The sequence below is a fragment of the Paenibacillus sp. fava2 genome, assembly GCF_058313675.1.
Genome location: NZ_CM177755.1, coordinates 4,706,024 through 4,722,004, shown reverse-complemented (window position 1 = coordinate 4,722,004; position 15,981 = coordinate 4,706,024). Strand labels below are relative to the sequence as shown.

At 55.9% G+C, this 15,981-nt stretch carries 13 protein-coding genes; 9 read left to right on the top strand and 4 right to left on the bottom strand.

Translation table 11 applies throughout. The features are described 5' to 3' along the window. The first annotated feature begins 12 nt into the window (after positions 1-12). From AC4G46_RS20720 to AC4G46_RS20700, 5 genes are all read left to right on the top strand, one after another. Positions 13-906, top strand: coding sequence for a carbohydrate ABC transporter permease (locus AC4G46_RS20720; RefSeq protein WP_491124376.1), 894 nt, complete (start codon positions 13-15; stop codon positions 904-906). A gap of 61 nt (positions 907-967) precedes the next feature. Beyond that, entirely contained in the window at positions 968-2,803 is a 1,836-nt protein-coding gene (locus tag AC4G46_RS20715) for a type 2 periplasmic-binding domain-containing protein (protein WP_491124375.1), read from the top strand. A 130-nt stretch (positions 2,804-2,933) separates the two neighbouring features. Next, on the top strand, positions 2,934-4,670 hold the full coding sequence (locus AC4G46_RS20710) for a sensor histidine kinase (protein WP_491124374.1): 1,737 nt from the start codon (positions 2,934-2,936) through the stop codon (positions 4,668-4,670). Next, positions 4,663-6,066, top strand: a complete 1,404-nt coding sequence (locus tag AC4G46_RS20705; protein WP_491124373.1) for a response regulator transcription factor — start codon at positions 4,663-4,665, stop codon at positions 6,064-6,066. Before AC4G46_RS20710 ends, AC4G46_RS20705 begins: the two co-directional genes overlap by 8 nt. 82 nt (positions 6,067-6,148) lie before the next feature. Beyond that, entirely contained in the window at positions 6,149-7,822 is a 1,674-nt protein-coding gene (locus tag AC4G46_RS20700; protein ID WP_491124372.1) for an extracellular solute-binding protein, read from the top strand. Between the two features lie 362 nt (positions 7,823-8,184). Here AC4G46_RS20700 and AC4G46_RS20695 read toward each other — a convergent pair whose 3' ends face one another. Further along, on the bottom strand, positions 8,185-9,417 hold the full coding sequence (locus tag AC4G46_RS20695; RefSeq protein WP_491124371.1) for an MFS transporter: 1,233 nt from the start codon (positions 9,415-9,417) through the stop codon (positions 8,185-8,187). Beyond that, positions 9,414-9,923 (bottom strand): YbaK/EbsC family protein, encoded by a 510-nt coding sequence (locus tag AC4G46_RS20690; RefSeq protein ID WP_491124370.1) that lies wholly within the window; start codon positions 9,921-9,923, stop codon positions 9,414-9,416. The genes AC4G46_RS20695 and AC4G46_RS20690 overlap by 4 nt, the downstream gene beginning before the upstream one ends. A gap of 179 nt (positions 9,924-10,102) precedes the next feature. Here AC4G46_RS20690 and AC4G46_RS20685 point away from each other — a divergent pair, with 179 nt between their 5' ends. After that, positions 10,103-10,747, top strand: coding sequence for a DUF1796 family putative cysteine peptidase (locus AC4G46_RS20685; protein WP_491124369.1), 645 nt, complete (start codon positions 10,103-10,105; stop codon positions 10,745-10,747). A gap of 120 nt (positions 10,748-10,867) precedes the next feature. Here the strand turns inward: AC4G46_RS20685 and AC4G46_RS20680 are convergent, their stop codons facing one another. After that, complete coding sequence (locus AC4G46_RS20680; protein ID WP_491124368.1) at positions 10,868-11,296, bottom strand: MarR family winged helix-turn-helix transcriptional regulator; 429 nt, start codon at positions 11,294-11,296, stop codon at positions 10,868-10,870. 176 nt (positions 11,297-11,472) lie between these two features. Here AC4G46_RS20680 and AC4G46_RS20675 point away from each other — a divergent pair, with 176 nt between their 5' ends. The 3 genes from AC4G46_RS20675 to AC4G46_RS20665 all read left to right on the top strand — a co-directional run bounded on the left by AC4G46_RS20675 (position 11,473) and on the right by AC4G46_RS20665 (position 14,507). After that, the gene (locus AC4G46_RS20675; protein ID WP_491124367.1) at positions 11,473-12,927 is read left to right on the top strand and encodes an MFS transporter; all 1,455 of its coding nucleotides are present in this window, start codon (positions 11,473-11,475) and stop codon (positions 12,925-12,927) included. 131 nt (positions 12,928-13,058) lie between these two features. After that, the gene (locus AC4G46_RS20670) at positions 13,059-13,502 is read left to right on the top strand and encodes a carboxymuconolactone decarboxylase family protein (RefSeq protein ID WP_491124366.1); all 444 of its coding nucleotides are present in this window, start codon (positions 13,059-13,061) and stop codon (positions 13,500-13,502) included. Between the two features lie 69 nt (positions 13,503-13,571). Beyond that, the gene (locus AC4G46_RS20665) at positions 13,572-14,507 is read left to right on the top strand and encodes a sigma-70 family RNA polymerase sigma factor (RefSeq protein WP_491128941.1); all 936 of its coding nucleotides are present in this window, start codon (positions 13,572-13,574) and stop codon (positions 14,505-14,507) included. Positions 14,508-14,624: 117 nt separating this feature from the next. Here AC4G46_RS20665 and AC4G46_RS20660 read toward each other — a convergent pair whose 3' ends face one another. After that, positions 14,625-15,980 carry a PFL family protein gene (locus tag AC4G46_RS20660; protein ID WP_256704680.1) on the bottom strand — a complete coding sequence of 452 codons (1,356 nt, stop codon included), beginning with the start codon at positions 15,978-15,980 and terminating at the stop codon, positions 14,625-14,627. Position 15,981: the final 1 nt, after the last annotated feature.

Here is a 15,981-nt window from a genome sequence, read left to right as displayed (position 1 = left end):
GGGTGATTCCATTTGCGCAAAAAGCTCAAGCCAGGCGATGCCCTGTTCCAGGGAATCATCTACGTGCTGTTCGGCGTGTTCACGCTCAGCTGTATGTATCCGTTCTACTACCTGTTCATCAATACCATCAGCTCCAATGATCTCAGCGCGGCGGGTTACATCAAGTTTTATCCGCGGGATATTCATTTTGACAACTATTCCAAAGTACTGCGGATCAGCGGGCTGAGCCACGCGGCGCTGGTATCCGTCTACCGGACAGTGGCAGGTACGCTGCTGACCGTCGGCGCATCGGCTTTTCTCGGCTACCTGTTCACCAAAAAGGAGATGTGGGGCCGCCAGATCTGGTACCGCAGCATTGTCGTCACCATGTATTTCAGCGCGGGACTGATTCCGTGGTACATCACCATGCACAATCTGCATCTGACCAACAACTATCTGGCGTATATTTTGCCGACGATTATTACCCCGTTTAACATCATTCTGGTCAAAACCTTTGTCGAGGCGATTCCACCCTCACTTGAGGAGTCAGCCAGCATTGACGGGGCAGGTTATCTGCGGGTGTTCTGGAGCATTATCGTTCCGTTGACGACGCCGATTCTGGCGACGATTACGATTTTTTCGGCGGTCAGCCAGTGGAACTCCTTCATCGATACGGCGTTCCTGATGACGGAAACCAAATATTTCACGCTGCAGTTTCTGCTCTGGCGCTATCTGAACGAATCGAGCTCACTGGCGGCACTGATCCGCAATTCCCCGGATATGGCGGCCAGTGTGCAGAATATGCAGACGCCGACCTCTGTGCGGATGACGGTGACGATGATTGTCGTGCTGCCGATTCTGATTGTGTATCCGTTTTTCCAGCGCTTTTTTGTAAAAGGCATTATGATCGGCGCGGTCAAAGGCTGAGGAGGCCGCAGCCGGTTTTATGCACGTATAGGTCTATTAAACTTTATTAGGGGGTACAGGTATGAAGTTAAAAAGATGGCCGCTCCTCCTGCTGAGCGCGGTTATGGTATTCGTGCTGGCAGCCTGCGGCGGGGGCAACAATAACGGGGGCAACGCAGGACCGGCAGAAAGCACGGAAAAGCCTGTCGCAGAGGCCACTGCCGGTGCGGAGGCTACGGCTGCGCCGGATGACGGTGCGCTGGATCATTCCAAGCCGCTGAAGCTGACCGTGTTCTCTACAACCGCCAACTATGCCGGGCCGCAGACCGGCTGGTTCGCCAAGGTGATCAAGGATAAATTCAATATCGAGCTGGATATCGTCGCCTCCAACCTGACCGGCGGGGACACCAAAATCTCGGCGATGATGGCTTCCGGTGATCTGGGTGACATCATTGTTTTCGGGGATGATAAAAACCATTATCCCAATGCGATCAAAGGCAAGCTGCTGCTGGACTGGACCCAGGACGGGCTGCTGGATAAATACGGCGCCGATATTTCCAAGCAGTTTCCGAAGGCAGTAGAAAAGGCTAAGGTCGCTTTTGGCGGCGGCAGCTCGGTTTATGGCATCGGCAACAGTGTAGCTACTAACCCGTCCGGACCTTCCGAGGGCAAGGACATGACCTGGGGGCCGGATCTGCGCTGGGATCTGTATCAGCAAATCGGCGCACCTGAGATCAACTCGATCGAGGACTACCTGCCTGTACTGAAGAAGATGCAGGAGCTGGAGCCAAAAAATGAGCAGGGCAAGAAAACCTATGCCTTCTCGCTCTGGGCGGACTGGGACGGCAACTACAAAATGACGCTGGCGAAGCAGTTCGCCAACATGATGGGCTATGATGAAATTCCGGAGACGGCAATTTTCGTCAAAGCCGATGAAGAGAAATATTACGATTTCCTGTCCGAGGACAGCTGGTATATGAAGTCGCTGAAGCTGTACTACGAGGCCAACCAGATGGGGCTGCTTGATCCGGACTCCCTGACCCAGAAGTTTGATGATGTAGTGGCAAAATATAAAGACGGCCGCCTGCTGTTCTCCTGGTTCCCGTGGCTTGGTGCCGCCAACTATAACACCGCAGAAAGAACGGCTGAAGGCAAAGGCTTCGCCATGGTGCCGTTCAAGGATGAACTGATGTATTCAACGGGCTTCAACGTATACGGCGGTAATGGTATTATCGCAATTGGTGCCAAGGCCAAGGAACCGGCGCGGATTATGGAATTTCTGAACTGGATGTACACACCGGAAGGCGCGATGCTCTCGGCAGGCAGCGGAACGGCTGTACCTAACGGGCCGAAAGGGCTGACCTGGGATATCGACGCAAACGGCAAGCCGGTCGTAACGGATTTTGGCTGGCAGGCCTACACGGACCAGCAGAACACCCAGGTTCCGGCGGAATATGGCGGCGGGGACTACTACTACGGCTCGAACCAGATGAACTTCTCGTTTGTGGTACCGGCGATGGTCAATCCCGAAACGAACGAGCCGTATGACCACAATCTGTGGCAGACTACGCTGGAGCGCAACCCGTCCAAGCTGGACAGTGACTGGAGAGCGAAGATGGGCGTGCTGACGCCGAAGGAATATTTTGAGAAAAATAATCTGCTCGCCGTTGCCCCTCAGGGCTTCACCGGTAAAGAGCCGCTGACGATGGATAAAACGCTGGAGCAGAAAAACAAACAGATCGGCACCGTGATCCAGCAGATGTCCTGGAAGATGGTATTTGCCAAAAATGAGGCTGAATTCGATAAGCTGAACAAGGAAATGCACGATAAGGTCAACGGACTCGGCTATGCCGAAGTAATGGAGTTTTCCATTAAAAAAGCGGAGGAGCTGTTCGAAGCCCGCAAAAGTGTGAAGTAAATAAAGAAGGAGGCAGGGCGGCGCAGCAGCTGCTCTGCCTTATTCTATTCAACCCAGGGTAAATCTGGTATTCTGATCCTATCAGATAAAACGCTTACAGAAAGCGAAGTGGGCTAGCAGAATGCGCCGAATGAAGAAGGGGAGCTTTGCGCCGGCCGTGAAATCCTTAAGGAGAACACTGGTTATTTACCTGCTGGTCGGTACGCTGCTGCCGCTGCTGATCGTCGGAATTGTATCCTACACCTCTATCTATTCCATTTTGTCCGGCAAAATAGGCAGCGGCATCAGCGCAAGCCTGCGCCAGGAAGCGCTCAGCCTGGAGAATGCCATCGACAATCTGGATTTCGCCTCCAAGCAGTTTGCGCTGGACGGGCAGATTGTGGAGGAAATGTCCTCTTTTCTGCAGGAAAAGCAGATTTACCGCAAATCGCAGATTATGAATTCGATCAACCAAAAGATAAATCTTGTCAATTTCACCAACCCTTATATCGGATTGACTGCCTATGTTATGCCCGGCGGAAAGGACCCGGTGCTGTTCACCAATATGAGCATGAGGCGGGGCTTCGATACGGGGAAGCTGCCTGCTTTCATGCGCTACAACGGCGCGGATTACTTTGGTCCGCACGGGACGATGTATGCTGTCGGCGACAATGTGGTCTTTTCGGAGCAGAGGATTGTCCGGGTGAGCGGCCAGCATGAGCTGTATATTTACCTGGAGACGAACTATAGTCTGCTGCGCAAAATTTTTAATGAACAGGCCTACGGCATGGCGGTGAACCATCTGCTGGTCAATCAGGCGGGGACCTCGACCTATGCGGTTGACGGGGAGGTGCCTGACAAGATACTCGCTGCTGCGGGGTTGAGCGGACGTCCGGCCCATGAGGAGCTGGAGGGCTATCACCTGTTCCGCTATGAGAGTCCGCAGGGCTGGAAGCTGGTGGCTGCTGTCCAAAAATCGGTGTTCAACAGCGAAATCTACGCCTGGTTCTACAAAATGATTCTGCTTGCCCTCTCGACCCTGCTGTTCGCCGGCCTGCTGGCCTGGCTGATCTGGAGGCGGATCTACGGTCCGCTGCGCAAGGTGAATGTGGAAATTATCCGCATGGCCGAGAATGTTACTGCGCCGGTTGCTTTTACGAATGTGGAGGAGTTTGATTTTGTACTGAGCAATTTCCAGCAGATGAAGGATCAGGTCAACGAGCTGATCCAGGCGGTAGCGCGCAATGAGAAGCAGAAAAGCCAGTTTGAGATAGAAAAGCTGCTCAGCCAGATTAACCCGCATTTTTTGCATAACACGCTGAATACGGTGCAGTGGCTGGCACGGCTGAACGGGCAGAAGGAGATCGACCGGCTGGTTACGCTGCTGGTGAAGGTGCTGCATTATAATCTGGGCAAGCAGAGCCTTATTGTGACGATTAGGGAAGAGATTGAGGCGATCCGCAATTATATGGAGCTGCAGCGCATCCGTTATGATTATGAATTCGAATTCAATGTGCAGGCGGAGGACGGGGTTCTTGATGCGGCGGTGCCGCGTTTTCTGCTCCAGCCGTTGGTCGAGAACTCAATCTACCACGGGCTCAGCGACCATGGACGGGTGGATGTCATTATCGTGGCGCAGAGCGAAGCTGAAATCCGGCTGTGCGTGCGGGATAACGGTGCCGGGATGAATGAGGCCCAGATTGCAGAGCTGCTGTCGGACGACAGCGCCAAAAAGCGCGGGCTCGGCATTGGCTTCGCTTATGTTATGCGGATGCTGCATATCTATTACGGCGGACAGATGGAGCTGCAGATCAAAAGCGGAGAGGGTGAGGGGACAGCCATCACCATTACGATTCCCCGTAAAAGCAAGGAGGACTTCGATGATTAAAGCAATTGTGGTCGATGATGAGCGGCTGGTGCGCAAGGGCTTTATTTCGCTGATCGACTGGGCGTCCTTTGGAGTGGTGATCACCGGTGAAGCCAGTGACGGCAATGCGGCGCTGGCACTGCTCCGTGAACAGGAGACTGATTTGCTGTTCGTGGATATTACGATGCCCGGCATGTCCGGCTTTGAGCTGATCCGGCAGGTGAGGCAGCAGTTTCCGGCTATCCGCTGCGTGGTGCTGACCTGCCATCATGAATTTGACTATGTGCAGGAAGCCTTGCGGCTGGGAGCCGTCGATTATATTGTCAAAACACTGCTTGAGGTGGAGAATGCTGACGAGACGATCAGCCGGCTGGTCGAGCGGATTCGCTGGGAGGACAGCGCTAGGGAATCGCTCAGCCGCAGGGAAGGCAGCGGCCTGGCTTCCGACCGGGCGCTGCTTCTGCTGCCGCTGAAGGGGCAGGAGAGCGAAGAGGAGCTGTTCCAGCTTCCCAAGGCGAAGAATCAGCCGCTGATTACCCTGAAGGGGCAGTGGATTCTGCCGCTCCAGGGACGGCTGTCCGGCGATGAAATCCAGCGGGAGCTGGATACCCTGCCGGACGGTCGCTGGCAGGCGGCGCTGGTCAGCGGGCTGCAGGGCAGGCCGTGCCGGGAGCTGGAGCAGGTGCTGGGCAAGGCAGCGCGCCAAGCGCTGTTCTATTACGGCGGCGCGGAGAAGCCCCCGCGGCTTGAGTACGCGGAGCTTGCGCTGGCAGCGGAGCCGTCTGCCGGGATGACAGCTGACCCGGTGCTGCCGTCAGCGGCTCATCAGCTCAGATGGACGCTTGAGCGGGAGGACTGGGAGAGCTTCACAGCCGAGGTGCTGCGGTTGCAGCCTGATCCTGAAGCGGTAGCCGCCTTCGGCAGCGCGCTGCTGAAAAGCTGGAGTCCGCTGCTGCTCAGCATTGGCGAGGCGGCTGAGCTGGAAGCCGCAAGCGGCAGCAACATGAGCTGGAGCAGCTGGAAGCAGTGGCTCCGGCAGTTCGCCGGGCATGTGCAGCGGCGGACGATCGAGCTCGGACTGAGCAAAGAGGTGATGTTCTGCCTGATCCGCGCCGTTCTGTACATGAAGCAGAACGCCGGCCTCAAAATCAACCAGGGCGATGTAGCCGCCCATATTAATATGAGCCGGGGGTACTTCAGCCAGTGCTTTGCCCGCTTTGCAGGTGAAAGCTTCGGTGAGGTGCTGCGCGGCATGCGGCTGGAGCTGGCCAAAGCGCTGCTGCTTGAGACTGCTCATCCGGTGCATGAGATCGCCTGCCGGTCAGGCTTTGAGGATGACCGTTACTTCAGCAGGCTGTTCCGGGAGCGGGTCGGCCGGCTGCCAAGCGAATACCGTTCCCAAGGGGCGAAGCTGTGAGGCAGGGCTATGCACCTGCTTCAGTCCGCCCCCGTTAGGGATGACCGGCTGCCAGGTGCTGCCGCGCAGAAAGGATGGGGCTATGAAACAGAGCTTAGGGTTCATGCTTATTGTACTGGCGGTGCTCATGCTGCAGGGCTGCAGCGGCAACTCTCCGGCTCCAGCCGCCGAGTCGCCGGTGACGGAGACTGCCGAAGCCGCCGCTTACAGCAGATATGAGCAGCCGGTTGCGATGCGGATCGGCTTCAAGGTGCCTGATGCCCGGCTGAACAACGGGGACAGCAACGATAACAATCCGATCTCCCGCTATCTGGAGAGCCAGACGAATATCAGGGTCACACACGCCTGGGAGGCAAAGGGCGAAGACCCGTATACACAAAAAGCACAGCTCGCGATTGACAGCAACGACCTGCCGGATGCGATGGTCGTTGACCGGGACCAGCTGAAAAAGCTGATCGACAGCGGAATGATTGCCGATCTGACAGATGTCTTTGGACAGTACGGCTCCGAGCTGATCAAAGAGATGTATGCTTCAACCGGAGGTCGTGCCCTGGCGGATGCCTCACGCGGCGGCAGGCTGTACGGCCTGCCGAATGTGGCTATCCATGCCGATTCCCCGATGCTGCTGTGGGTCCGCCAGGACTGGCTGGACCGGCTGGAGCTGCCGGCACCTGCCACCTTCGAGGATATTGAGCGGATAGCCAAAGCGTTCACCCAACAGGACCCTGACGGCAACGGCAAGCGTGATACCACCGGACTCAGCGCCTACAAAAATATCGTCTACGGGGCGAAGCCGCATATTAACGGGCTGGATGCCGTATTCAGTGCATTCCATTCCTTTCCGACCAACTGGATTAAAGACAGCAGAGGCTCCATTGTATACGGATCGATTACACCCGAAACGAAGGCTGCCCTCGGCAAGCTCGCCGACTGGTATAAGCGCGGGCTGATTGATCCGGGCTTTGCTCTCTACAAAGAGACCCAGGAGCCGATCATCGCGGGGCAGTCAGGCATGTTCTTCGGCCCGTGGTGGATGCCGTACTACCCGCTGTCGGAGGCGGTGGCCGCCGATACCCGGGCGGAGTGGCGGGCTTTTGCGGCTCCGCTGGACTCAAGCGGCAAGTTCGTTGCCCACATGGCGGCGCCGACGGACCGCTATCTGGTGGTCCGCAAGGGCTACGGGCACCCCGAGGCGGTGGTGAAGCTGCTGAACGTATTTACCCGGCTGGAAAGACGGCGCGACCCGAACAGCGCTGAGGTCAAAGCGCTCGACGACTTCTCGTCGGAGACCGGCATCCAGCCGCGCGCCTATTATCCGTTCGACCTGCTGATCGATTACAGCGGGGCGATTGAGCAGCACTATACTGATGTGCAGCAGGCGCTGCACGGCAAGATCGATCCGCAGCAGCTCGACCCGGACAGCAGGCTGCTCTATGACCGCTGGATCGCCGAAGAAGAGCAGCCCAAGAAGAACCTCGAAGGCTGGAAGGCCACCAACGCATATAAATACGGGGCGGCCGTCCTGACTTCGACGGCCATTGAAGAGGTGCACAGTGTCTACTACGGCAGCACCCCCGGTATGCAGGGGCTATGGCCGAAGCTGCAGACTCTGGAGAGCGAGACCTTTCTGAACATCATCGTCGGCGAGAAGCCGCTGAGCGCTTTCGATGAGTTCGTGCAGGAATGGAAGAGCATGGGCGGGGAACGGATTACACAAGAAGTGGCAGCGGCTGCGGGCGGCGGTGCGGGCAAATGAAAAGTAGTGAGCAGGGCAAAAACGGCCACTACTGCACCGCTACTGTCCGACGCCGGTCTGGCACTGTCTTGGCACTGTCCTGGCACTGTCCTGGCACTGTCCTGGCATTGACCCGACTTTGCCCTGATGCTGCCCGGCACAGTCCCTCCGTTGCCTCGACGTTGATCCGACACTGACCCAGCACCACCACACACCGTGCTAACGGACCCAGATGAACATCTTCCTGTTCGCTGAGCTGCCAGTGAAGAGCTGTCATTCTCCAATGCAGCTCCCAATCCAAAAGGCCGGAACCTCTACTAAGGAGATTCCGGCCTTTTTTATAATAGAGCTTTGCAACTGAGGCTGTTAAGCAACCGATACAACTATGCAGCTGGGACTTCGCTCTTGGGTGAAGCAGAAGTCTTGCCTCTGGTTGAGACAAAGCTGAACCAGGCACCGGCCAGAGCCATCACGGCCAGGACTGCGGACAGCCAGGGGATTGACGTTAAGCCGAAAGAGCTGATCGCAGCTCCGCCTAGATAGGCCCCCGCCGCATTGCCCAGATTGAGCGCAGAGTGGCTGGAGGTTGTGGCTAACAGCGGGGCTTTGTGTGCCAGATTCATAATCCGCAGCTGGATACCGGGCATAATGCCGAACGCGGCAATGCCCCAGAGGAAGATGTTAACAACCGCCAGTACAGGATGCTGGAGGGTTAAGGTCAGCAGAGAAATGACAACTGCCAGCACAGCAAAGTTAACCATCAGTGAAGGCATCAGCTTCCAGTCTGCCAGCTTGCCTCCTACAATATTGCCCAGCGTGACACCCACCCCGAACAAAACCAGAATCCAGGTCACACTCTGCTCGGCAAAGCCCGTAATCCCCTGCAGCATTGGCGTAATGTACGTGAACAGCGAGAACAGGCTTCCGCACCCGAGGGCGCCGGTGAGCAGAATCAGCAGCACCTGCGGATTAAAGAGGCCCCGCACCTGTTCACGCAGGTTCGCGGTTTCCTGCTGGACAATGACCGGAATAAACCGGATGATGCCGAATAATGAAATGATTCCAAGCACAGTAATGGCCCCGAAGGAAGCACGCCAGCCGAGCTGCTGGCCGATAAAGGTTCCGAACGGTACACCGATAATATTCGCTACAGTCAGACCGGCCAGCACTACTGATACAGCACCGGCGCGCTTGTCAGGCTGAACCAGTCTCGCAGCGATAATGGTCCCCACACCCAGAAATGTGCCGTGTGCAAAAGCAGTAAATACACGTGCAGTAATCAGCAGCAAATAGGTAGGCGCAATTACGGACACCGCATTGCCTGCGATGAAGATGCACATCAGGATGACCAGCAGCTTTTTCTGCGGCAGCTTGTGGGTGAACACGGTGAGGATAGGCGCACCGATGGCAACTCCAAGCGCATAGCTGGTGATCAGCTGGCCGGCTTGTGGAATGCTCACCCCAAGATCACTGGCGACATTGGGGAGCAGTCCCATAATGATGAACTCGGTCATGCCGATTGCAAAAGCGCCAAGGGTAAGGCAGAGAAGGGACAGCGGGAAACGGCTCTTCGCCTGCTTGGACCCGGAACGGTCTTTGACTCTGTTTATATTCATGAAGCCTGCCCATCCCCGGATCCGGCAGTGTTATCGGACCAGTCTTTGCATACATCCACCCATTCTTTTGCGCCCGAATACTGGGCAAGCTCCCCGCAGGTCAGTTCAATGGCTGAGTTCGTGCTGCCGCAGGCAGGGAATAGAGTGGTGAACCGCTTCATCGACACATCCAGGTAAACCTCCAGCTCCCGGGCCAGACCAAACGGGCAGACACCGCCGATTTCGTGACCGGTTTGCTCCAGAACCTCCTCCGGAGTGAGCATCCGCGGTTTAAATGCAAAGGTCTCCCTGAACTTTTTGTTATCTACCCTGGCGTCTCCTGCGGCTACAATCAAAATGGCGTTTTCGCCGGAACCCCGGAAGGACAAGGTTTTGGCGATCCGGGCCGGGATGACACCGATGGTGGCGGCAGCCATATCCACGGTAGCGCTGGAGGTGGTGAACTCCAGTACATCCTGCTCCCGTTCAAAGGCGCGGAAATGTTCTTTTACTCTGGCAATAGACATAGCTGACACTCCTTTTTATGAATATTCATGAATTACAACGATGTTTCATGCATTTTCACGCTGCATTTCATTTTAACGGTTTTCAGCGGTTTGGGCAAAAGAAACCTGATGGATCATCCAATCCGTCCAGCCTGAGAAAGCATTTAATAGGGGTAAAAACGGCTTGCGGGGTGGGACAGATGGATATAAGTGAAATCAAAGGGGCATACGACTGCATCGTCAGCCTTGGCAGATCCTGTGAGCCGGCGGCTCATTTGCGCAGAAAGGGGCTCAGAACCTTTTCCTCACCGCTTGATTGGGTAGTTTCATTATCGCTTACGGATGTGAACCGGCTGCTCAGTAGCCGTTTTGCAGGTTATATGGAGCTAGAGAATATGTCGCCAATCGGGGGAAATGATGTATATGGGGAGAACGAAGTGGGCATGCCGGTTCAATCGTATTTTATAAAGGATTTTCATTACAATGTAATACCGGATCATGATTTCCCGGTGCTTGACGGGCAGGCGTGGAGCATGGCCTATCCCGGTTTCAAGGACAAAATCGAGATGCGCAGCCAGTATCTGCTGGACCAGCTGGCCGTCAGCCGCAGAACCTTGTTCATCCGCTGGGGCAGCACCTATGAGGAAGCAGGCGCGCTTCAGCAGGTGCTTAGGCCTTTGACGGGCGGAGCTTTTGTGATCCTGGTTGTGAACGGGGTAGACGGGCTGGAAAGCGTGGTCAATAACGGGTGGGGCTACCCTGGCATCTGCTCGCTCAGCATCCCGAACCGGGCAGGGGATAACGAGACCTGGGATTTTTTACTGGACGGCATCAGCCTGATGTGAGCAGAGTTAGATTTTAGAGGGAAAAATGCCTCTGATTCCGTCCCGGCGGGCCGAATGAGTGAAATGAGAGGCACATATGTCCTCGATTCCGGCCGGCCGGTCGAATAGAGGCATAATCCGCTACAGCAGCTTTTCGGTGCTCCGTATGACCTTTTGGAGCAAAAGTACAAGTGTATCAGCCTCTTCTCCGGTCAGATCGGCGGTCATTTTGGTATTATGCCCGTCCAATATCGACTGGAATTCAGGGGCAAACGCCAGTGCCTTGGCGGTCGGGTACAGGTGGGACGAACGCCGGTCCCTGGGATCGGGCTGCCGTTCAATGTATCCCAGCTGCTCCAGGTGCTTGACCGAACGGGCTGTGGTCGCTTTATCGAATTTCATTTCATTTGTCATCTGGTCCTGGGTAATGCCGGGATTGCCGAGAATCAGCTTGAGGAAGCTGTGCTGCCCGCCGCTGCCAAGCCCGTAGGGCTGCAGCTCCCTGCTTAATATTTTGGTATTCTGGCGCTGAAGATAGGCGATCAGCTTGCCGACGGGTTCTTTTTTCACTACGGACACCTCTTTGGATTAATGCGGCAGAACATTCCTGGCAGAATTCCGCCCTTGCCAAAAGTTTACCGTAAACTTGTTGCGTACGCAACTAAACTGCTGTAGACTGGGTAATGCGGATCAGATTGTTGCGGGCGCAACTAAAACTGAAAATTAAGGCAAGAGGGTGTTCGTTCATGAGTTCAATTCCTGCAACCTATCAGGAGGATGAGGCGATTCAGAAGAAACGCTGGGTCATTCTGATCGTTCTTAATCTGTTTACATTTATGTCTACACTGGACGGGAGCATTGTTAATATTGCTCTGCCAGTGCTGGTAAAGCAGCTCAATCTGCCTGTAGCCCAGGTCGAATGGGTCACAACCGGTTATTTAATGGCCATCTGCGCTGTCATTCTGTTCTTCGGCAAGCTGGGCGATATAGCCGGCAAAATCAGGATTTTCAGAATCGGAACGGTCGTATTCATCGTCGGCTCTTTACTCTGCGGCCTCGGTACCAATCTCCCGTTTCTTATTGTCTCCCGGGTCATCCAGGCGGTTGGCGCTTCAATGACGATGGCGAACAGCCAGGGGATTGTTACCGATATTTTCCCGGCTAATGAACGCGGCAAGGCGTTGGGTCTGATCGGCACCTTTGTGTCACTGGGCAGCATCGCCGGTCCGAGTCTGGGCGGCATTATTGTATCTACGCTGGGCTGGGAATATATTTTCTGGGTCAACGTACCGATTGGCCTGATTGCGATTGTGCTGGGAACCAAGGTGCTGCCGAAGGATCTGATCCGGGTAAAATCCAAAATCGATCTCCCGGGCAGCCTGCTGTTCGCCTTTTTTATCATTACGCTGTTCGCCGGCCTGCTGCTGGGCCAGCAGTTCGGGTACAGCGACGGCCGGATTATTGCGGCGCTTGCTGCCGCTGCCGTCTCCTTTGCTGTTTTTCTGATGGTCGAGCTGCGCAGCTCTGCTCCTCTGCTGCAGCTGTCGCTTTTTAAAAACACTTTATTTTCACTAAGTATCCTGTGTGCCTTTCTGGTCTTTGTCGCTAACTTCTGCTTTAATATCATCTCACCGTTCTATGCGCAAAATATGCTGGGCCTGTCGCCGTTCTATGCCGGGTTCCTGCTGATGCTCTTCCCGATTTCGATGGTAATTATCGCACCGCTCAGCGGGGCGCTCTCCGACAGGATCGGCTCCGAATTCCTGACCTTTGCCGGCCTGATTGTAATGGTGATCGCCCAGTTTGGACTGGCCCGGCTGCATGAAGGAAGCTCCGTCATCCTGGTCGGACTGTGGATTGCCATGCTCGGGGTCGGCAGCGGACTGTTCCAGTCGCCGAACAACTCGCTGATCATGAGCAAGGTGCCTCGCACCCAGCTCGGCTCGGCCGGCAGTGTCAATTCGCTGGTCCGCAACGTCGGGATGGTGGTCGGGATTACAATTGCCACCTCGATCCTGTTCAACGTGATGAGCAGCAAGGCCGGATACCGGGTAACCGGACTGGTTGCCGGCCGGCCGGATATTTTCCTCTCGGGAATGCATGTTGTGTTCATGACCTCCTCCGCGATTTGTCTGGTATCGGCGCTGCTGACAGGCTGGCGGATGATTACGATCCGCAAGAGCAAGCGGGATCGCGCTTAAGGCAGAAGCTTTTTACAGCAGGGATCTTCTGCAGCATAACGGTGCGGTAAATCTTTTTTAGCCGGATTTGTCACACATCTGCTGTCTGCTTTGTCTCCATTATTGAACAACACTTTTGGAGGCGATCGAAAATGAGCTTGAGATTTAATTACAGACAGGTTAACGCGCCCGCATTCCGGGCCATGATGACTATGGAGCAGCATACGGGCGGACGCGGACTGGACAAGGTGCTTACCGAGCTGGTTAAAATTAGAGTGTCACAGATTAACGGCTGTGCCTTCTGTCTGGATATGCATGCCAAGGATCTGCTGAAGCTGGGAGATTATCAGGATAAGCTGGTTCTGGTCAGCGTGAGGCGTGAGGCGCCCATTTTTACGGAGAAGGAAAAAGCAGTGCTGGAGCTTGCCGAGACTGTTACCCACATCAGCCACGGCGGCGTTCCGCAGGCCGTTTATGACAGGGTGCGTGAATTCGTCAGCGAAGAGGAGTACGTCGACTGGATCATGAGCATCAACATGATTAACAGCTGGAACCGGATTGCGATTTCAACAGGCATGTATCCGGGCTTGTTCTAAATAGAAGGAGCGGGGGGACAGCATGTGTTAAATGCACGCGACAGCAGGACGGCAGGGCCAGAGCAGAGAATATTGGCGCAAACGGAGGAACGGAAGGCGTTGGAGAAGCAGGCTGATTTCGGAGAGCTGTATGTTACCTATAAAAAATATGCCTTCTCGATCGCCTACCGTATGCTGGGGACAGTGGCGGATGCGGAGGACGCGGTCCAGGACTGCTTCGCCGACCTTCAGCATCGTGAGCGGAACGATATTGATAACATCAAGGCCTATATCGCCAAAAGCATCACCAACCGCTGCCTCAACCTGCTGAATTCCGCTCATGCCCGCAGGGAGACTTACATCGGAGAATGGCTGCCCGAGCCGGTAAGCGAGCTCTGCGACGGTCCCGAAGCGGCGGCTGAGCGGAAGGATACGCTCTCCATTGCCTTCCTTGTTCTGCTGGAGAAGCTGTCGCCGGTTGAAAGAGCGGTGTTTGTCCTCCGCGAAGCGTATCAATATGATTATGAGGCGATTGCCGGGATGACCGGCAAAACCGAGAGCAACTGCCGGCAGATCTTCAGCCGTGTGAAGCGTACGCTGCAGGCGGCACCGGCGGCAGAGGCGCTCACGCCACCACCGGAGCAGGCCCGCAGAGGGCTGCTTCAACGGTTCACGGCCGCCTTCACCGCGCATGATGTAAGCGGGATGCTGGCGCTGCTGGCCGAGCAGCCTGTACTTGTGGCTGACGGCGGCGGGCGGGAGGTTCATACCATCCTCCGGCCGATGATTGGCCGCAAGGGCGTGCTCGCGCTGCTCACCTCGCGCAGAGTGCTTAACCGGATGAGAAGCTGGGAGGCTGCCATCGAAAGCATTAACGGTGAGCCCAATCTGGTCTATAGACAGCAAGGGGAGGTCAAAGCTGTGCTCTGCCTGGCCCTGAACCGCAGCGGCGAACAGATCCAGAGCCTGTATCTGATTATGGGACCGGAAAAGCTGGGCCATATTCTGCCCTTACCCGTCGGGTAACGCAAACGCTGACAACTTTGACAGGATTGCCGGCAGCCTCTGCAACCCGCTTAACGCACACATCATAAAAGCGCCGCCCGCCTATTTCTAGGGGGGCGGCGCTTTTTGGCCTGAGCTTTAGTTCTTGAAGCTGTGGATCGGGGCAGGAATCCGGCCGCCGCGGTTAACGAACCCGGCACAGTTGAACGGATTGACGGCCATGACCGGAGCGTAGCCGAGCAGGCCGCCGAATTCGACCATCTCGCCGACTTCCTTGCCGATGACCGGAATCACACGGACAGCGGTTGTCTTATTGTTGACCATGCCGATCGCCGCTTCATCAGCGATAATGCCGGAGATGGTTTCCTTGCTGGTACTGCCCGGAATGGCGATCATATCAAGGCCGACCGAGCAGACACAGGTCATCGCTTCCAGCTTCTCCAGCGTCAGTGCTCCGCGCTGTACGGCCTGGATCATCCCGTGGTCCTCACTGACAGGGATGAAGGCGCCGCTTAGTCCGCCGACATAGGAGGAGGCCATGACGCCGCCTTTTTTGACATTGTCGTTAAGGATGGCAAGCGCCGCTGTAGTGCCCGGAGCCCCGGCCTCCTCCAGGCCCATGACCTGGAAAATCTCGGCGATGGAATCCCCGATCAGCGGCGTAGGCGCCAGCGACAGGTCAATGATGCCAAATGGCACGCCGAGGCGCTTGGAAGCCTCCTGGGCGACGAGCTGCCCGACCCGGGTTACCTTGAAGGCCGTCCGCTTGATGGTCTCGCAGAGCGTTTCAAAATCCTGTCCCTTTACTTCCTCCAGTGCCCGCTTGATTACACCGGGTCCGCTGACACCGACGTTAATGACACATTCACGCTCGCCGACCCCGTGAAAGGCTCCGGCCATGAACGGGTTATCCTCGACCGCGTTGCAGAACACTACCAGCTTGGCGCAGCCGATCGAGTCGCGGTCCTTGGTGCGCTCAGCAGTCTGCAGAATAATGTCGCCCATCAGCTTGACGGCATCCATGTTGATCCCGCTCCGCGACGAGCCCACGTTGACGGAGGAGCAGACCCGTTCGGTTACAGCCAGTGCTTCAGGGATGCTGTCAATCAGGATGCGGTCGCCTTTGGTGCAGCCCTTCTGCACGAGTGCGGAGAATCCGCCGATAAAGTTAACACCAACCTCTTTGGCGGCCTTGTCCAGAATTTCTGCAACCGGCACATAGGAATCTGTATGTACAGCGCCTGCTGCAATGGAGATCGGAGTTACGGAAATACGTTTGTTGACGATCGGCACGCCGAACTGGCGCTCCAGATCCTCACCGGTCTTGACGAGCTTCTCGGCGGAGCGGGTGATTTTATCATATACATTCTGGTTGAACACGCGCATATCGGTATGCGAGCAGTCCATCAGGCTGATTCCCATTGTAATGGTGCGGACATCCAGATTCATTTCCCGGATCATCTGATTCGTTTCCTGAACTTCAACACGTGATATC